We start from the raw sequence: 17,457 nt of genomic DNA, 5'->3' as shown, positions 1-17,457 counted from the left end.
ATGGCCACGACAGAGCCAGAACACGAGTCAGGGCTGGAACAGGCGGGGCTGGAACAGGCGGGGCTGGCGGCTGCGTACGCGGACGCGCTGGAGCCGCTGACAGCCTGGGGACCGGACACGTTCGACCAGGCGGTCGGGTACGTGCGGGACGGCACGACGCCGGAGGTGCTGACCGTCCTGGCCCAGTCGCAGACGGTCGACATACGGTCGCTGACGCATCGGCAGCACCGGACCGATGCGGGGCTGCTGGCGCTCGCGACCGTCTGCGCGACGGCCCCCGCCGCTGCGGTCGCGCGGCTCGGGCGGGTGCTTGCCGCCGCCACTGCGGAGCCGGTACCTGCGAGCTCTGTGTCCGCGAGCTCGGCGTCTGCGGGCTCGGTGCTTGCGGGCTCTGTGTCTGCGGGCTCGGTGCTTGCGGGCTCGGCGTCGGCGGGCTCTGTGTCTGTGGGCTCGGCGCTCGCGGGATCCGTGGCCGTCGGGTCCCTGTCTGCGGGGCCGGCGGACGTCGCTGAGGGCGCGTCCGGCCGGCTTGCTCCGCTGATGAACATGGTGGCGAACACCGAGTACCTCAGCTACCGGGACGTCGACGCTCGGAGCGTCACGATGCTGCGCGAGCGCTGGACCCCGCACTTCCTCAGCGAGGTCGCTCATGCCGGCGGGGTGCCGGAAGGCGAGTGCGCGGCCGCCGTCCTCCGGGCGGTGCTGCAGCGGGACGCCACGAGCGTCGCGTGGATTCAGCACCGTCGCGCGGAGCTGGCCGCCACCGATGCGATGGACGCCTTCCTGGCAGAGCACGCTGACGCGGTGCCGGGTGTGGTGGGCACGATCACGTCGTCGGGCAAGCAGGTGTTCATCGAGGCCGCGCAGCGGAACCCGACGGCGCACGGCGAGGTGGTCGCTGCGCTCGCCGTCGACCCGGCCAAGGGGGTGCGGACCGAGGCGCGCAGACTGCTCGGGGCGCTGCCCGACGCCGAAGAGGTCCGGCTGCTCACGCCGTTGGTGACCACGGCGGCGCCGTCCCGGCTCGGTGAGGTCGTACGGCGGCTCGCGACGCTCCCCGGCGGGCAGCGCGTTCTCCGTGGGGCGCTCGAAGCGCTGGCCGACAAACGGGGCCAGTCGGCCCGGGTGCGGCTGCTGCGCCAGACGCTGGAGCTGGCCGGGGACCTCGCCGTGCAGGACGCGGTGCAGGACGCCGTGCAGGACGCGGTGCAGGACGCCGTGATCGAGCTGCCGGCGTATGAGCCGCCGCGCGAGTTCGTGCTCGGTGCCGACTTCGTGGCGCGGGCGCGAGGACTGCTGGACCTCTACCGAGAGCAGGAACAAGAGTCCGAGCACCGGTCGTCGCTTCGCCGGACCACCGACGAGGACCTGCTTGCAGTGGTCGCGCTGATGAACGGTGACCCGACCAACGGTGAGCAGAGCGACGGAAGGCTTGTCGGGGGCCGGTACCACGCGGGCTCGTGGTTGCAGTTCCACCTCGGGGAGCTGCCGCCCACTGCGCCGGTGCATCGGCTCCGGCTGTCGACCGCACTCAACGGGGGCCGGCTCAGCAGCTGGGAGTGGCTGAAGTGGCTGGACGAGATCGCCGCCGAGCACGGGGACCTCAGGGCCGCACACGACGTACTGGTTCAGGGCGGGGTGGCGGACCCGGAGAAGACCATCGAGGACGCCGTGTTCCAATACACGACCGACGCCTCGCGCCTGGCCGACAAGGTGTGGCCCTACTTCGCGGAGCGTGTCGACCTTCTGCTGCCGCACCTGGCTCCGCGCGAGACGGACTACAAGTCGATGTACGCGTTCGAGCGTGCCCTGGCGATCCTCAGGGAGTTTCCCGCGGTACCGGTCGCGGCTCGGGGCCCGCTGGGTGAGGTGGCCCTGACCGGCGGCAAGAAGGCCCGCGAGGCCGCGCAGGAAGCCTTGCAGCGGCTCGCTCCACTTCAACGTCAGTGACCCCCGATACCTTGACCCACAGCACACCGCCCGTCACCCGAACGCATGCACCGAAGGACGTCATGACCACCACGGACACCAGCACCTCTGCGGGCCGGACGGCCGGCACCGCTCTCGATACCGGAACCGGTTCAGGCACGGGTTCGGGCACCGACTCCGGAGCCGAGATCCGCCCGCCCGCCGAGATCCGCTACGCCGGCGAGCTGGCGACGCTCGACACCTGGGACATCGAGCGCGGGCACGAGCGTCCGCCGGGCTGGCGGCTGAGCCCGCGGGCGGTGCGGGCGTTCGTCGTCGGCTCCGAGGAGCTCGGGGTGAGCCGCAAGTTCTACGGCGACGACCCGCTGGTGGATCGCGCCGTCGTCTCCCTGATGGGACGGCAGGGCCTGATGCTCGTGGGTGAGCCCGGCACGGCGAAGTCGATGCTGTCGGAGCTGCTGTCGGCGGCGGTGTCGGGGACGTCGACACTGACGGTGCAGGGCACGGCGGGGACCACGGAGGACCACGTGCGGTACTCGTGGAACTACGCGCTCCTGGTGTCCGAGGGCCCGAGCGAGCGGTCGCTCGTGCCCTCGCCGGTCTGCACGGGCATGCGGGAGGGCCGGGTCGTGCGTTTCGAGGAGATCACGCGCTGCGCCCCGGAGATCCAGGACACGCTCGTGTCGATCCTGTCGGAGAAGCAGCTCATGGTCCCCGAGCTCGGGCCCGACGCCCGGGTGGCGGCCCGGCCCGGCTTCACCGTGATCGCGACGGCGAACCTGAAGGACCGCGGCGTGCACGAGATGTCCGCGGCCCTCAAGCGCCGGTTCAGCTTCGAGACCGTGGCCCCGGTGCGCGACCGCGCGTTCGAGATCGAGCTGGTGCAGCGCCAGCTGGAGGCCGAGCTGGGGCCCGACGGCGACCGACCCGAGGTGCCGCGCGACGTGCTCGAGGTGCTGGTCACCGTGTTCCAGGACCTGCGGACGGGCAGCACGCGCGAGGGTGCGCCCGTGAAGCGGCCCGAGACGGTCATGTCCACGGCCGAGGCCGTCAACGTCGCGGTCGCGGCGTCTCTGGAGGCCCGCTATCTCGGCGACGGCACGGTGACCGCGGCCGAGGTGGCGCGGCAGGTCGCGGGTGTGGCGCTCAAGGGCGACGAGGAGGACGCCCGCCGGCTGCGGCACTACGTCGACAACGTCGTGCGCGAGCGCGCCCGCACTGACGAGCGCTGGAAGGCGTTCTTCAAGGCGGCGGAGCCGTTGTGGCGGTGAGCGGCGGAGTTGCCGTGTCGGTTAGCGGCGGAACCGCTGTGGCGGTGAGCGGCGGGCCAGCAGTCGAGGTGGGCGTCGGTGCTGCGGGCCGTCGCGCTCGTGCCGTCTGGGAGCTGGCGCCCGAGCGCCTGCGCACGGCTGCGGGCGCCGTCGGGCGGCTGCAGGCCGAGCGCGGCATCTACTTCGCGCCCGTGCGGCATCACAGCCCCGCGTGCGCGGTGGCGGTGCGCGCGGCGATCGAGGAGCTGCGTCCTGCGGCCGTCCTCATCGAGGGGCCGGAGGAGTTCACCCGGCTCGTCCCCGACCTGCTGCACGAGGCGACGCGGCCGCCGATCGCGGTGCTCAGCCTCGGCGGTTCTGGCACCGGGGACTCTGGCGGTGGGGGTTCCGGCGGTGGGGGTCGCAGCGGCAGGGGTTCCGGCGGCGCTGCCGGTGCCCGCGCGGGTGAGAGCGAAGGCGGGGAGGGCGCCGGTTTCTACCCGCTCGCGTCCTTCTCGCCGGAGTGGGTGGCGCTGCGTGCGGGACACGACGTCGGCGCGGAGCTCGCGTTCATCGACCGGCCCTTCGGGGAGCGGTCGGCCGCGGAGCGCGCGGTGTCTGAGGACGAGCCGAGCGACACGGGGTCGAGCGACACCGGGTCGAGCGACAGCGCGCGGCCCGATCCGTTCGCGCGGACCCTCATGTCCGAGCGGTACCTGGCGCACTCGGAAGCGGTCGCGGCGCTCGCGCGGCGGCTCGGCTGCCGCGACCACGACGAGGTCTGGGACCACCTGTTCGAGTCGCGGGGGAGCGCCGAGCTGGCGGACTGGCGCACCATGTTCGACGACGTCTTCGCCTGGGCCGCGCTCGCGCGCCTCGACTACGAGGAGAACGTGCTCGCCGCCGAGGGCTCCCTGGACCGCGAGGCGCGGATGGCGGCCCGGGTCGCCGAGACCGTCGACCGGCTGGGTTCCGATCGGCCGGGCTCTGGCCGGCCAGCCTCTGACCGGCCGGACACACCTGGCGGCCCGGTGCTCGTGGTCACCGGGGCCTTCCACACGCTCGCCCTGGTGGAGGCGCTGTCGGGCGCGCCGGAGGGCGTGGTGGTCCGCGACCGGCAGCCCGAGGGCGGATTCGGCCCGACGGCGCAGGGCGAGGCCTGGCTGGTGCGCTACGACCATGAGCGGCTCGACGGGCTGCGCGGGTTCGGCGCAGGCATGCCCTCGCCGGGCTACTACGAGCGCCTGCACGCCGCGCACCAGCGGGAGCTGGGGTTCGACGGCTCCGGCACGGGTTCGCCCAGGGATCCTTGTGCGGGATCCGGCACGGCGCCGGGGTCGGCCTCGACCTCGGCATCCGATAGGGCGTCGGCATCCGATAGGGCGTCGGGATCGGACACGGCGTCGGGATCCGAATCGGCCGGTCCCATCGGCGCACGCGCTCTCGCCACGGAGGTCCTGGTCGACGTCGCGCGGGGCGCGGCCGAGCGCGGCCACACGGTGAGCCTGCCGCAGGTCAGCGCCGCGGCCGAGTCCGCGAGCCGGCTCGCGGACCTGCGCGAGCGTGCCTTCCCGGGCCGCACGGACCTGCTCGACGCGATGCGGTCGTGCTACGTGCAGGACGACGGCGGCGTCGGCGGGCCGGGCGAGCCCGAGCGGCCGCTGGGACTGGCGATCGCGGAGGTGTTCGGCGGCCGGTCCCTCGGTGACGTGCCGCCGGGCAGCGCCTCACCGCCGCTCGTGCGGGACGTCCGGGAGCGGGTGCGGGCGGTGCGGCTCGTCGTCGACGACTCCGTGCCGCGCACGGCACGCCTGGACGCGCGGCGGACGCCGGCCCACCGGGCTAAGCGCCAGGTGCTTGCGCTGCTCGACTTCGTGGGGGCTGGCTTCGGGCAGCTGGTCTCGGGCCCGGACCACGTGGCGGGCCGCGGGCTCGGACTGATCACGGAGGAGTGGCAGTACTGCTGGACGCCCCTCGTGGAGGCGCGCCTGGTGGAGATGGTGCACCTCGGTGCGACGCTGGAGGCGGTGGCGGTCGCGCGGCTGGAAGAGGCGGAGAACCTGCTGTCGGGCACCGGGACCGGCGCTGCGGCCGTTGCCGGCGCTGGATCAGGAGCAGGCGTAGGACCGGGAGCGGGAGCCGCGTCGGTCGACGCTCTTGCCCGGCTCGTGGCGCAGACGCTGGTGATCGGGATGGGTGCGCACCTGCCCCGGATCGTCTCCCTGCTGCGTGCCACCCTGGACACCGACAGAGACCTCGACTCCGTGGTGTCGGGTGCGCGTCGGCTGCTCGGGCTCTGGCAGGCGCGGGTCGAGCTCGGCGCCGAGGAGCACGCGGGCGAGCTGCTAGACCTGGTGAGCCAGGCGCTCGCCACGGCCGCCTACCTGGTCAGCGACCTCGGCAAGGTGCGCGCCGAGGACGAAGACGCGGCCATCAGCACCCTGATCGACCTGCGCGCGCTGCTGCGAGACACGGCAGCGGCGGGCGCCGCCGGGACAAGCGGCGTCGGGACAGATGGGGCAGGGACAAGTGGGGCCGGGAAAGATGGCGCCGGGGCAGATGGCGCCGGGACACAGGACGTCGGCGCGAACGGTGCGCGGGCAGACCGTGTCGAGGCAAGCGGCGTCGAGGCAAGCCGCGTCGAGGAGAGCGGCGTCGGCGTGGACGGCGTCCGCGCAGCGAACCGCATCGCCGTCGTGCGCGAGCTTGCGCGCCTCCGGGAGGAGGAGGGCACGGCGCCCGCCGTGGCGGGCGCACTGCTCGCGCTGGGCTTCACCGACGGCGAGGTGCCCGACGGCGTCCTGGTCACCCGGGTGAGCGGCGCCCTCACCGCGGGTGCGGACCCGGCCACGGCGGTGCGGTTCCTCGGCGGCGTGATGCGCGCCGCTCCGGACCTGATCCTGCACACGCCGGAGCTGTTCGACGCCGTCGACGACGCCCTGCGCGCGCTCGACAGCGACGCGTTCCTGGCGTTGCTGCCGGACCTGCGGCGGGCCTTCACGTGGCTGCGGCCCACCGAGACGCACCGTCTGGCGCAACGGGTGGCCGAGCGGACCGGGGCGCGCGTGGACCAGGTGGACGTGCGGGTCGCGCTCTCGGAGGAGGACCTCGCAACGGGCCTGGCTCTCGACCACGAGCTGGCCGCAGTGCTGGAACGGGACGGGCTGGCCCATTGGGGCGGCGGTCCGGGTGCAGGCGCGACGGCACGAGCCGTGTCGGCTGGCGACACCGTGTCGGCTGGCGACACCGTGTCGGCCGGAGCCGCGGCGACAGGAGGAGGAGCATGAGCGCGATCGACCCCGGGACGTCCGGTTCTGGGACGTCCGGCGCGGGTACGTTCGGCGCGTCTGGCCCCGGCGCGTCCGATCCCGGGATACCCGGCCCTGCGACGTCGGTCTCGGACGAGGAAGCCGCCCGACGCTGGCGGCTGGTGCTGGGCCGGTACGCGGCCGACCAGCTGTCGGTGGGGCAGCAGGACCAGGGCCTGGAGCGGTCGCTGCGGTACCTGTACGACCGCGAGTACACGGCGCGGGGGCACCGCGTCGGCCGAGGCACGGGCGAGGGCGGGGCGCGGGCCGGTGGGGGCGCCGGCCTCGGCGCGTCCCAGCCGCACGGCGTGGACGTAACGGCACTCGGCTGGCTCAACGAGGCCGGCAGCCTGTTCCCGCGCGAGACCTTCGAGCGCATGCAGGTCGACGCCGTGAGCCGGTACGGCCTCACCGAGCTGTTGCAGGACGATGCCGCGCTCGAGACCCTCGAGCCCTCGCGCGAGCTCGCCGTCGCGATGCTGCAGGTGCGGGGCGCCATGAGCGATCGCGCCGCGGCCGGCCTGCGCCGCGTCATCCAGCGGGTCGTCGAGGACATCGTGAAGCGGCTGCGCCCCCGGTTCGCGACGGCGGTCAACGGCCGGATCGACCGGTCACGCCGGTCGATGCACCGGGTCGCGCGGAACTTCGACTGGAAGCGCACGCTGCGCGCCAACCTCGGTCGGGTCGACGCCGAGGGCCGCATGACGGTGCAGGACGTCCGCTTCTCGGCCCGGGCGAGGCGAACCCTGACCTGGGACGTCGTCCTGCTCGTGGACCAGTCGGGGTCGATGGCGCCGTCGCTGCTGTACTCCGCCGTCTGCGCGGGGATCTTGTCGGGCCTGCCCGGCATCAACGTGCAGCTCTACCTGTTCGATACCTCGGTGGTGGACATGTCGCACCTCGCCGACGACCCGGTCACCGTGCTGATGACCGCGCAGCTCGGTGGCGGCACCGACATCGCGCGGGCCATGCGCCACGCGGAGCAGCAGGTACGCAACCCGTCGCGGACCGTGGTGGCGCTCGTCAGCGACTTCTACGAGGGCGGGTCGGTGTCCAACCTGCTGGCGACGGTGCGGCGGATGGCGTCGTCGGGCGTCACGATGCTCGGGCTCGCCGCCCTGGACGAGGCGGCGGAGCCCATCTACGACCAGGGCACCGCGCGGCACCTCGCCGAGTGCGGCATGGAGGTTGCCGCGCTCACGCCCGAGCGGTTCGCCGAGTGGCTGGGGGAGGTGCTCTCGTGAGCGACCGGAGGATTCTCGCCTGGGCCACCGCGTACGCGGGCCTGGACGACGACGCGCTCAAGGCGCTCGGCAATCCCGGCCTGCTGCGCCGCGCCCGCAAGGACACGGTGACCGAGGTGTCCCACGACGCGAAGGGTGCGGTGCTCGACGTGTCCGGGGCGTCGGTGCGCGTGGACGCCCGCGGCCCGGCGGCCGTCTCCTGCGACTGCCCGACGGCGGGGGTGTGCCAGCACGTCCTGACCGCCTGCCTGTGGGCCGTCGAGGTTGCGCCCGACGCACCACCCCCGAGCGCGGCCCCTGTAGTCGCGCAGTCGCTGCCGAAGGTAGGTGCAACAGGTGCGCAAGGAGGACCCGGCGAGGCTGGCGGGGCTGGCGCAACTGGTGCGGCGGGCGGAGCAGGCACGGCAGGCGAGGTGTCCGGGAAACCCGCGGGTGCGAACGGGCCCAGGGCGAGAGCGGCCCGTGGTCCGTCCGAGGCGGTGCAGCGGCGTCGGCGGGAGGCGCTCGCGGAGGTGCGCGACGTCGTGGGCCGGCTCATGTCGGGCGGCCTGTCCCACCTCGGTCCGGACGACGCCGAGTCGCTCAGCGCGTTGGCCGGTCGCGTGCGGCTGGCCGGCTTCGAGCAGGTCGCGTTCGAACAGGTCGGTCGCGTGCGGTTCGACGGGCTCCTGCGTGTGGCCGGCGGCCTCGTCGCGGGCCTCGCCGGGCGGGACGACGCCGTCACCGAGGCCGACCTGCTCGACGCGTTCGCCGAGGTCTGGGCGATGTGCGAAGTCCTGCAACGCGCCCTGGACGCGGGCGCGACGGCGGACGCTGCGCCGGGCTCGGCCCTGTCGCTGGGCAGCGTGGCTGGTGCGGGCGACGCAGTGGGTGCGGGCGACGCGGTGGGTGCGGGCGGCGTGGTGGGCGTGGGCGGCGCGGTGAGTGCAGCTGACGCAGACAGCGATCGTGGTGCCAAGGTGAGCCGCAGGCTGACCGGCAAGGGTCGCGGGGACGACGACGAGATGGACCTCGCGCGGTGGGTGCCGCTCGGTGCCCGGTGGTGGACCTCGCAGAGCGGGTCGCGCGGGCTGGCCTATCTGGGCTGGGACGCCGAGGCGGACTCCAGCTCCGAAGCGGGAGCGGGCCACGTGCGGCAGGTCGTGACGGGCCGCTCGTCGGGTACGGACCCAAGGTTCCAGCGCAGCTGGACCAGCCCGCTGCTGTGGGGCAGGTCGCTGAGCAGCCTGTGCGAGGGCGCGTTCGCGCTGAGCGGTGTGCGGACCAAGCCTGACGGCACCCTGGGTGCGGGCGGGAACCCGGTGATTCGCCGGCTGGACGGTGCGGTGTCTGGCGGTGCCGTGTCTGGCGGTGCCGGATCCGACGGTCCCAGGTCCGACGGTGACGGTTTCAACCTGGACGAACTGCGGGTGATCGCCGAGCGCACGGGCGCCGGGGTGATGCCGCGAGACGTCGTCGGGTTCGGACGCCGCCCGGCGAACGTGCGGCTGGTAATGGTCCGCGACGTCGGCGAGGTCGGGATCGACGAGGTGCGCCAGGAGATGACGCTCGCCGTGGTCACGTCGGAGGGCGAGACGCGCATGCTGCGCCTGCCGGTGGCAGGCGAGCAGGCGGTCGAGACGCTGCTGTCGGTCAGGTCGAAGCTGGTGGCGGTGACGATCGAGCGCCGCGAGGATCGCGACGAGCCGGTCGGCCTGTTCGTGCGGGACTCGAGCCGGAACAAGGGCAGCGCGATCAGGCTGGTCAGCCCCACGATCACCCCGGCGTGGACGCTCGAGAGCAGCCACTGGGACTTCTGGCGTCGACGGATCCGCAAGTTGAAGGCACAGGCGTCGTCGGCGAGGACCGTGCAGCAGGTGGCTGCGCCACCGTCCCCGGTGCGCCGCGTGACGCTCCTGCTGGGCGACGTCCTGGTGGGTGCGGCGGCGACGGGTCGGCCCGCGCTGACGGCGCGCCAGCGGTCCGACGTCGAACAGGCGCGCGCCCTGGCTCGGGATCTCGGGCTCGCGACGCTGGAGCGGACGGCGGGCGGGCTGCTGGCCGGCGACCTGACTCCGCAGGCGGTGCTGCATGCTGCCTTCGTGGTGGGCCGGGCCAGAGCGGTGGCGGACGTGGCCGGCTGACCCGGCCGACCATGTCTGGGTCAGTTCCCCGCGGTCGTTTGACCGCGTGGGCGCACCGCGAGACTGCCGGAGCCGCACCTGCCGGCGAGGGAGCGGTGCTGGGATGGGGCATGCCCAGCTCCGGCACACCACCCCTTGGGTGCGCACCTCACCGGCCCTCAAAGGCCGGCGTGCCTGCCGGGGTGATCTCGCGGCCATGCCGGTTGATGAACGTCCATCCGGAGTGGCGCGCGCCGTCCGGGTTACCGGTCCAGCGCATGGTGATGCCAGTGGTGTCGACCAGGTCGTGGTGGTGCCAGCACAGCAGGGCTGCGTTGTGCACGCTGGTGTCTCCGCCGTCGGCCCAGTGGCGTTCAGCGTGGTGGACCTCGCAGCGCGCGGGCGGCTGGGTGCAGTCGGGATAGACGCAATGCTTGTCACGGGCGATCACGGCGCGACGCATCTGCCCGGTGACCGTGCGTTGCGCTCGGCCGACGTCGAGCACTTGCCCGTCCGGCCCGAAGACCACGCGCGTCACGGCGGAGTCGCAGAGCAGACGCTTCAGCACGGTTGTCGGTACCAACGACGCGGAGATCCCGAATCGGGCAGGTGCCGCGGTGATGTCGGCCAGACTTGTCGGTGCGTCGAAGAGGCTGTCGCCGCCAATGCCGTTGCCGTTGCCGCTGACGCCGTCGCCCTTTCCTCTGCGACCGGGCCCTCCGTCGCGGCCGCCCTGGTTGCGGCCGCCCTGGTTGCGGCCGCCGTGGTCGTGGCCGCCGTGGTCGCTGCCTCCGTCGCGGCCACCGTGGTCGCGGCCGGCGTTGCTGCCTGCGTCGTTGCCCGCGCCGTCGTGGACACGGCGACCGTTGCTGGTGGCCGCGCCGAACCGAGTGGTCAGGCGCGTGAGCTCGGTCCAGGACACGGTCACGGTGACGTGCGGTCGCACGGCGGCGCCGGCTCCCGTGTACCCGTTGTCGAGCACAGTTCGGGCGAGGTCGGCGAGTGCCCGTGCGCGACGCTGAGTGGGAGTGCGGTCATCGCCCGGCGTCGGCGCGCCCATCACCGAGTCCATCGCGGCACGCAGGGCTTCGCCGTGCTCGTCGGTAAGGAAACCGTCGACGTGGTAGCCCCCGAAGGTTTTGGCCACATCGAGGTGCTCACGCTCTGACGCCTGCTTGTAGCCGCGCTCGTCGGACTCCGGGTCGGCCACGTGCGCGAACCGGTCCACGAACCGGCGGAACACGAGGGGGCCGTGCTGATCGGCCAGGTCCAGCAGGACCTCCTCGCCGGTCTGCGCCTCGGCCGGGCCGTCGGCCGACTCGTCGACGGAGCTGCCAGCAGAGTCAGCCGGGTCGTGCACAGAGCCGCCGTCGTCCGGGCCATCCGGCCCGTCCGGTGTAGTGCCGTCGGACGCGCCGTCGGTGTCCGTCGCGTCGACCGGCGAGACGAGGGCCTTGCATCGCTCCTCCGACGTCGGACCGACGTCGACCAGCACGCGCATCTGGTCCATGCCGATCCGTCCTTCCAGGACCGCGGCGAGCGTGGCCGGGAGGTGCTCCAGGAGGCGCTCGCCGGTCAGGACCTCGCGGCCTGCGGTGCGCGCGGTGACCTTCTCCCGGCGGGCGAGCCACGTCCGGAAGGTTCGCGATCCGTCGAGTGCCCACATGCCGTCGGCGTCGATGCGGCTCAGCCACGTCATCCGGAGCACGTCCAGCTGCGTGCACACCGTGCGCAGCAGCGGCGACGCGGCGGTGAGGCGGGACGCGATCCCGGACGCGCCACCAAGAGCCGAGGCGTCCAGCGCAGTGGGTCCAGCCGCGTCGATCAGCTCGGACGCGAGCGCTGCGATGTCCGTGACGATCTCCTCGAACGGGCGAGCGCTCGTGGGCGCGGTCTCGTTCGGCTGTGCCAGCACCATCGGGCTCACCCCTCAATCGGACTCGGTACGCCGACTCCGTGTCGGCGATGGAGGCAATCTATCGAACACATGTGGCCATTGAAGGACAGACTTCAAATCTGTGGATAACTTACCTCTGGATGATGGGCAGGGAGCGCGACCCGACTGCTCATGGCCGGGCAACCAACCGCCCCGCACCGTCCCGAGCCGAGTGTCAGAGGGTCACGGCAGACTGGGCCCATGCACACGGTGGTCTCGCAGGAGGGCTCGGGCATCGGCCTACGGTCGGTGTCCGACTCCGGTGCGCCCACGGGGGAACCGCACGTCGTCGAGCCGTCCGGACTGGCTCAGGCGGCGGCCGATGAGTCGTCCCTCGTCCGCTGGACCTGGGACGACACCAACAACTGGTACCCGGCCCTCCTCGCCGACGGCGTCCGGGTCGACCGTGCACACGACCTGCGGCTCGCGCACGCCGTCCTGCGCACATCGGCGCTGGCGGCGCGCACAGCGCTCGCAGAGGCGGGACCCACGGCATGGGACCGGCTCGCTCCGGTCCCACCCCCGGGCGGCCCGACGGCGGCCGCGCTGGTCCGCCCCGAACGGCACCCTGGCTCAGAGCCGCTCTTCGAGCTCGGGGAGATCACCGCTCCGGCGACCCGCTCCGACCCAGCCCGAAGGGACCGTGCCGAGCCCGCCCGAAGGGACCGTGCCGAGCCCGGCCAACGAGACCGTGCCGAGCCCGCCCGAAGGGACCGTGCCGAGCTCGGCCGAGGAGACCGGGCTGAGCCCGGCCAACGAGACCGGGCTGAGCCCGGCCGAGGGGACCGCGCTGAGGCCACCCGAGGAAGCCGTGCCGAATCCACCCGGGGGAACCACGACGCACCCGGCGGAGGCGCGGGCAGCGAACGCGGAGCCGCCGCGCCCCCCGACCCTGGAGCGCCCCTCGACCCCGTCGCCGAGCTGGCCGCCCAGCTGCTCGCGATCAAGGACAGCACCGACCCCGGCCGCCTCAGGCTCCTGCTCGCGGCCGAGTCGGCGGGCGCGCTCGCGGCCGCCGAGATGCACCACGCCGGACTCCCGTGGCGCGGCGACATCCACGACGAGATCCTCACCGAGGCGCTCGGTCCCCGGCCCCGGCCGGGTGCACGTCCGGCGAAGCTGGAAGCCCTCGTCAACCAGATCCGGGACGCCCTCGACGCCCCGCCCACGCTCAACCCCGACTCACATCCGGACCTGCTGCGCGCCATGGAGTACGCGGGCGTAGGCGCTCGCAGCCTGCGCAAGTGGGAGCTGGAGAAGCTCGACCACCCGGTGATAGCCCCGCTCCTGGAGTACAAGAGCCTCTACCGCCTCTATACCGCGAACGGCTGGAACTGGCTCGACACCTGGGCGCCCGACGGCCGGTTCCGCATGGAGTACGTGGTGGGCGGCGTGGTCACCGGCCGCTGGGCGAGCACGGGAGGCGGCGCGCTGCAGCTGCCGCACAACGTCCGGCGCGCGGTCGTCGCCGACCCGGGCTGGACCTTCGTCGTGGCCGACGCCGCCCAGCTCGAGCCGCGCGTGCTGGCCGCCCTGGCTCGCGACGAGCGCATGGCCGCGGCCGGCCGCAGCAAGGACGGCGAGAGCACCGACATGTACGCGGGGATCGTCGCGGCGGGCGCCGTCGACTCCCGCGAGCACGCGAAGGTGGGCATGCTCGGCGCCATGTACGGGGGCACCACGGGCGTCAGTGCGCAGGTGCTGCCGCGGCTCGCCCGTGCGTTCCCGCAGGCCATCGACCTGGTCGAGCGTGCGGCACGGGCCGGGGAGCGCGGCGAGGTGGTCACGACCCGGCTCGGTCGCAGCTCGCCCCTGCCGGGGGAGTCGTGGGCTGCCGTGCAGGGGTCCGCGTTCGACGAGGACGCAGGGGCCGACGCCCAGTCCCGTGCCCGCAGCCAGACGCGCTCCTGGGGCCGCTTCACCCGCAACTTCGTGGTCCAGGGCACCGCCGCCGAGTGGGCGCTGTGCTGGATCGCGTCCATCCGCCGTCGGCTGTGGGCGCTAGGGGAGATCTCGACAGGCCCGACCAGCGAGGGATCGGCCACCACTGGTTCAGCCGACGGCGGTTCGGCGGACGGCGGTTCATCCGACGGCGCCTCAACCGGCACCGCCGTGCCCGGGCTCGCACCGGCCCCGTTCGACCGCCGCCCGCACCTGGTGTTCTTCCTGCACGACGAGGTGGTGGTGCACGCCCCGGCGGTGTTTGCCGACGTCGTCGCTCAGGAGGTGCGGGCAGCAGCCGAAGAGGCCGGCCGGCTCCTGTTCGGCGACTTCCCGGTCGACTTCCCGCTCAGCGTCGCCGTGACGGAGAGCTACGCGGACGCGAAGGGCTGAGCCGGCGAGCCGGCCGCCAGATCCGCAAGCGGGCCAGCCGCTCGCCGAGGTGGCCGTCCGCCGAGCCGGCAACTCTCTCAGACCAGGCAAGCCGGCCGCCCGCAGATCATCCGCGCCCGTCGAGGACCGCCTTGAGCGAAGCCTCCAGGAGGTCCAGCCCGGCGTGCAGGTCGTCCTCGCTGATAGTCAGGGGCGGGGCGATGCGGAAGATGCCGCCCATCCCCGGCAGCTGGACGATGTTCATGTGCAGGCCGCGCTCGAGGCAGGCCGAGGTGACGGCGCTGCCCAGCGCATCGGCTGGGGCCTTGCTCGCCTTGTCGAGCACGAGCTCGATGCCCTGGAGCAGGCCGCGACCGCGCACGTCACCGACGACGTCGTACCGGTCCCGAAGGCCCAGCAGCCGGCCGGTGAGCTGCTCGCCCAGGCGCGCGGCGCGCTCGACGAGGTGCTCCCGCTCGATGACGTCCAGGACGGTGAGCCCGACGGCGGCGGCCAGCGGGTCGGAGACGTGCGTCGTGTAGAAGAGGAACCCGCGGTCGTAGCAGGCCTGCTCGATGTCGGCGGTCGTGACCACGGCTGCCACCGGCAGTCCGGCGCCGAGAGTCTTCGAAAGCGTCAGGATGTCCGGCGCGACGCCGTCGCGCTCGAACGCATACATGGTCCCGGTGCGGCCCAGCCCGGTCTGCGCCTCGTCGAGGATGAGCAGCATGCCGCGCTCCTCGCACATCTCCTTGAGGCGGCCGAGGTACCCCGGCGGCAGCTCGAAGATCCCGCCCGACGACAGGATCGGCTCGACGAGGCACGCGGCAAGGCTCCCGGCGGACTGCTGGTCCACGAGCGCGAAGCCGTAGGCGAGCTCGGCCTCCCAGTCGTAGGACCCGTCGGGAGCCCGGAACGGCGACCGGTAGGCGTTCGGGGTGGGCAGCGCGAGGTTGCCCGGCACCAGCGGTCCGTATCCGCGCCGCGCCGCCGAGAAGGTCGCGGACGCCGCGCCCTGGGTCATGCCGTGCCACGAACGGTCGAACGAGACGATCTCGTAGCGGCCGGTGGCGAGCTTGGCCATCTTGATGGCCGCCTCATTCGACTCGGCACCGGTGCTGAGCAGCATGGTCTTGTTCAGCGTGGGAGGCAGGGTCGCGGCGAGCCGGCCCGCGAGCCCCAGGACCGGAGCGCTGAGCATGCCGCTGAACAGGTGGTCCAGAGAACCGACCGCGGTCGAGACCGCGGACACGATGTCCGGATGGGCGTGCCCGAGGATCGAGCTCATCTGGCCCGAGGTGAAGTCGAGGATCGGTGTGCCCTCGGTGTCGTAGACGTACGCGCCGGCGGCGCGTTCGATGACCCGCGGGGTGAAGCTCGGCCCGTAGCGGATCAGGAGGCGGTCCGCCTCGTCCCAGAACTTCGCATCCATCGGCATCCCTCTCTGCGTGGCCAGTCGCTGCGTGCCCCGCCTCTGCGGGCTGGGTCTCTGCGTGCCCGGTCTCCAGCTCGCGGTGGCTGCCCCGACGGCAGGCCCGCTGGGTCCCATCCTCGGCTGCCCAAAAGGTCAGGACAAGCAAACAAAACCCATTGACCGTTCGCCGCATACGTACGGTTGGCCGTACGGTCGCGTCATGCTCAACCCTCGACGACTCGAGATCCTGCGCGCGGTCCTGGCGGCCGGCTCGATCAACCGTGCCGCGCATAACCTCAGCTACTCGCCCGCGACGATCAGCCAGCACATGTCCGCTCTGGCGCGCGAGACGGGCCTGGTCCTGTTCGAGAAGCAAGGTCGGGGCATCGTCGCGACCGACGCCGCGCGGCACCTGGCCGACCAGGCACAGTCGCTCCTGGCCGACTTCGGCCGTCTCGAACGGGTGGTGACCGATCTGCGCGGCGGCCAGGGGCAGCACCTGGCCGTCGCCTGCTTCGCCTCCGCCGCCGAGCGGTGGATGCCCGCGGTCGTGCGCGCCGTCCACGACCTCCAGCCCAATCTCACCGTCGAGATCAGCCTGAACGAGCCCGTCGACGGTCGCGGACGACGACAGCCCGACCTCGACATCCGGACCGAGCCCGCCGACAGCACCGGACTGCGGCTCGACGGCTATCAGCGGCACGAGCTCACGGTCGAGGACCTGCTCGCCGTGCTCCCCGTCGCCCACCCGTTGGCCGGTGACGCGGAGGTCAGGCTCCGCGACCTCGCGGACCAGCCCTGGATCGACCACGACATCTACGACAGCCTGATCGGGCGGATAGTCCTGGGAGCGTGCACCGCCGCCGGGTTCACCCCGCGCTACGCCGCGCGGCTCGATGACCATCGCGCGGCGCTCAGCCTCGTCGCCGCGGGCATCGGCGTCACGGTCCTGCCGCGCCTGGCCGTGCCGGAGCTCTTCGAGGGGATCGTTGCCCTGCCCCTGGTTCAGCCCGCCGTCTCGCGGCGCATCGTCGTGCACGCCGGCCAGGACCGTCGTCGGGCCGCCCTCGTCGCGTGCGCGGTGAAGCAGCTGCGCATCAGCGCGGGCGCGCATCCAGCCGCGTAGGCCACGTCGCCCCCGGCCGCGCCTGCCCGACGGCGACGCCGGGAGCCCGCCGCCGTCAGCCAGCCAGCAGCCCGATCGCCGCGGTGACCACCCGCGCCGAGCGCTGCGCGGCGTCGTCCACGTGGGTGAGGAACTCGGTGCCGTCGGGCGCGCACAGGTCCGAGACGGCCCGTACCGACACGAAGTCGACGCCGAAGTTGTGGCACAGCTGGGCAAGCGCCGCCGACTCCATGTCGATGGCGAGCATGTCGGGAAAGTCCGCGCGGAGCCGCAGGGCCAGGTCGGCGGTCGCGAACTTCTCCCCGGACCCGATGGTGCCCTCGCGCAGCACCTGGGCTTCGACGATCGCTCCGGCTCCGGCTCCGGCTCCGGCTCCGGCTCCGGCTCCGGCTCCGGCTCCGGCGACCGCCCGCCGGACGGCGTCGGCGAGCCCGGGGGCGGCGTCGTACGCCTCGGGCATTCCCGGGACCTGGCCGAGCACGTATCCGAAGGCGCGGGCGTCGGCGTCGGCGTTCACGAGTCGGGAGCCCAGCACGACGTCGCCAACGGCGACGTCCTTCGCGAGCCCGCCGGCGCTGCCCGCGCTGATCAGCGGCACGTCCGCGCCGTGACGCAGGATCGCGCTCGTGCCCGCGGACGTCGCGTTGACGAAGCCGATCCCGGAACGCACCAGCATGACCGGCCGACCGGCCAGCGTGACGCGGCGATGCTCGGCCAGACCCAGCCGTTCCGGCTCGCCCACCTCGGACGCGAGGGAGAGAAACGGCGCGGCCTCGTCGTCCATCGCGACCAGCACGACGGCGACGGGCGTCTCGGCGCTCACCGGTCGGTGTCG

10 protein-coding genes are annotated in these 17,457 nt (G+C 73.3%); 7 read left to right on the top strand and 3 right to left on the bottom strand.

Features of this window, described 5'->3' with window-relative positions; all coding sequences use genetic code 11:
• The 5 genes from C8K30_RS14955 to C8K30_RS30345 all read left to right on the top strand — a co-directional run bounded on the left by C8K30_RS14955 (position 1) and on the right by C8K30_RS30345 (position 9,854).
• Positions 1 to 1,950, top strand: coding sequence for a hypothetical protein (locus C8K30_RS14955; protein ID WP_108493703.1), 1,950 nt, complete (start codon positions 1 to 3; stop codon positions 1,948 to 1,950).
• 62 nt (positions 1,951 to 2,012) lie between these two features.
• Complete coding sequence (locus tag C8K30_RS14950; protein WP_233257187.1) at positions 2,013 to 3,200, top strand: AAA family ATPase; 1,188 nt, start codon at positions 2,013 to 2,015, stop codon at positions 3,198 to 3,200.
• Positions 3,201 to 3,214: 14 nt separating this feature from the next.
• Positions 3,215 to 6,466 (top strand): DUF5682 family protein, encoded by a 3,252-nt coding sequence (locus C8K30_RS14945; protein WP_146197488.1) that lies wholly within the window; start codon positions 3,215 to 3,217, stop codon positions 6,464 to 6,466.
• On the top strand, positions 6,463 to 7,731 hold the full coding sequence (locus tag C8K30_RS14940) for a VWA domain-containing protein (protein WP_233257186.1): 1,269 nt from the start codon (positions 6,463 to 6,465) through the stop codon (positions 7,729 to 7,731). The genes C8K30_RS14945 and C8K30_RS14940 overlap by 4 nt, the downstream gene beginning before the upstream one ends.
• Positions 7,728 to 9,854: a hypothetical protein gene (locus tag C8K30_RS30345; RefSeq protein ID WP_146197487.1), complete on the top strand. Its 2,127-nt coding sequence runs from the start codon at positions 7,728 to 7,730 to the stop codon at positions 9,852 to 9,854. Before C8K30_RS14940 ends, C8K30_RS30345 begins: the two co-directional genes overlap by 4 nt.
• 148 nt (positions 9,855 to 10,002) lie before the next feature.
• Here C8K30_RS30345 and C8K30_RS14925 read toward each other — a convergent pair whose 3' ends face one another.
• Positions 10,003 to 11,751: an HNH endonuclease signature motif containing protein gene (locus C8K30_RS14925; RefSeq protein WP_108493699.1), complete on the bottom strand. Its 1,749-nt coding sequence runs from the start codon at positions 11,749 to 11,751 to the stop codon at positions 10,003 to 10,005.
• Positions 11,752 to 11,970: 219 nt separating this feature from the next.
• On the opposite strand from C8K30_RS14925, the gene C8K30_RS14920 reads away from it, so the two are divergent.
• Positions 11,971 to 14,103, top strand: coding sequence for a bifunctional 3'-5' exonuclease/DNA polymerase (locus C8K30_RS14920; RefSeq protein WP_108493698.1), 2,133 nt, complete (start codon positions 11,971 to 11,973; stop codon positions 14,101 to 14,103).
• A 106-nt stretch (positions 14,104 to 14,209) separates the two neighbouring features.
• On the opposite strand, the gene C8K30_RS14915 is transcribed toward C8K30_RS14920, so the two are convergent.
• Entirely contained in the window at positions 14,210 to 15,514 is a 1,305-nt protein-coding gene (locus tag C8K30_RS14915; protein ID WP_108493697.1) for an aspartate aminotransferase family protein, read from the bottom strand.
• A gap of 202 nt (positions 15,515 to 15,716) precedes the next feature.
• Here C8K30_RS14915 and C8K30_RS14910 point away from each other — a divergent pair, with 202 nt between their 5' ends.
• Positions 15,717 to 16,622 carry a LysR family transcriptional regulator gene (locus C8K30_RS14910; RefSeq protein ID WP_108493696.1) on the top strand — a complete coding sequence of 302 codons (906 nt, stop codon included), beginning with the start codon at positions 15,717 to 15,719 and terminating at the stop codon, positions 16,620 to 16,622.
• Positions 16,623 to 16,677: 55 nt separating this feature from the next.
• Here C8K30_RS14910 and C8K30_RS14905 read toward each other — a convergent pair whose 3' ends face one another.
• Positions 16,678 to 17,445 carry a 5'-methylthioadenosine/S-adenosylhomocysteine nucleosidase gene (locus C8K30_RS14905; RefSeq protein ID WP_233257185.1) on the bottom strand — a complete coding sequence of 256 codons (768 nt, stop codon included), beginning with the start codon at positions 17,443 to 17,445 and terminating at the stop codon, positions 16,678 to 16,680.
• Positions 17,446 to 17,457 lie beyond the last annotated feature (12 nt).

It is taken from the genome of Promicromonospora sp. AC04 (assembly GCF_003058225.1).
In the GTDB taxonomy this organism is placed as follows: Bacteria; Actinomycetota; Actinomycetes; order Actinomycetales; family Cellulomonadaceae; genus Promicromonospora.
This window is presented reverse-complemented; position numbering and strand designations above follow the sequence as displayed.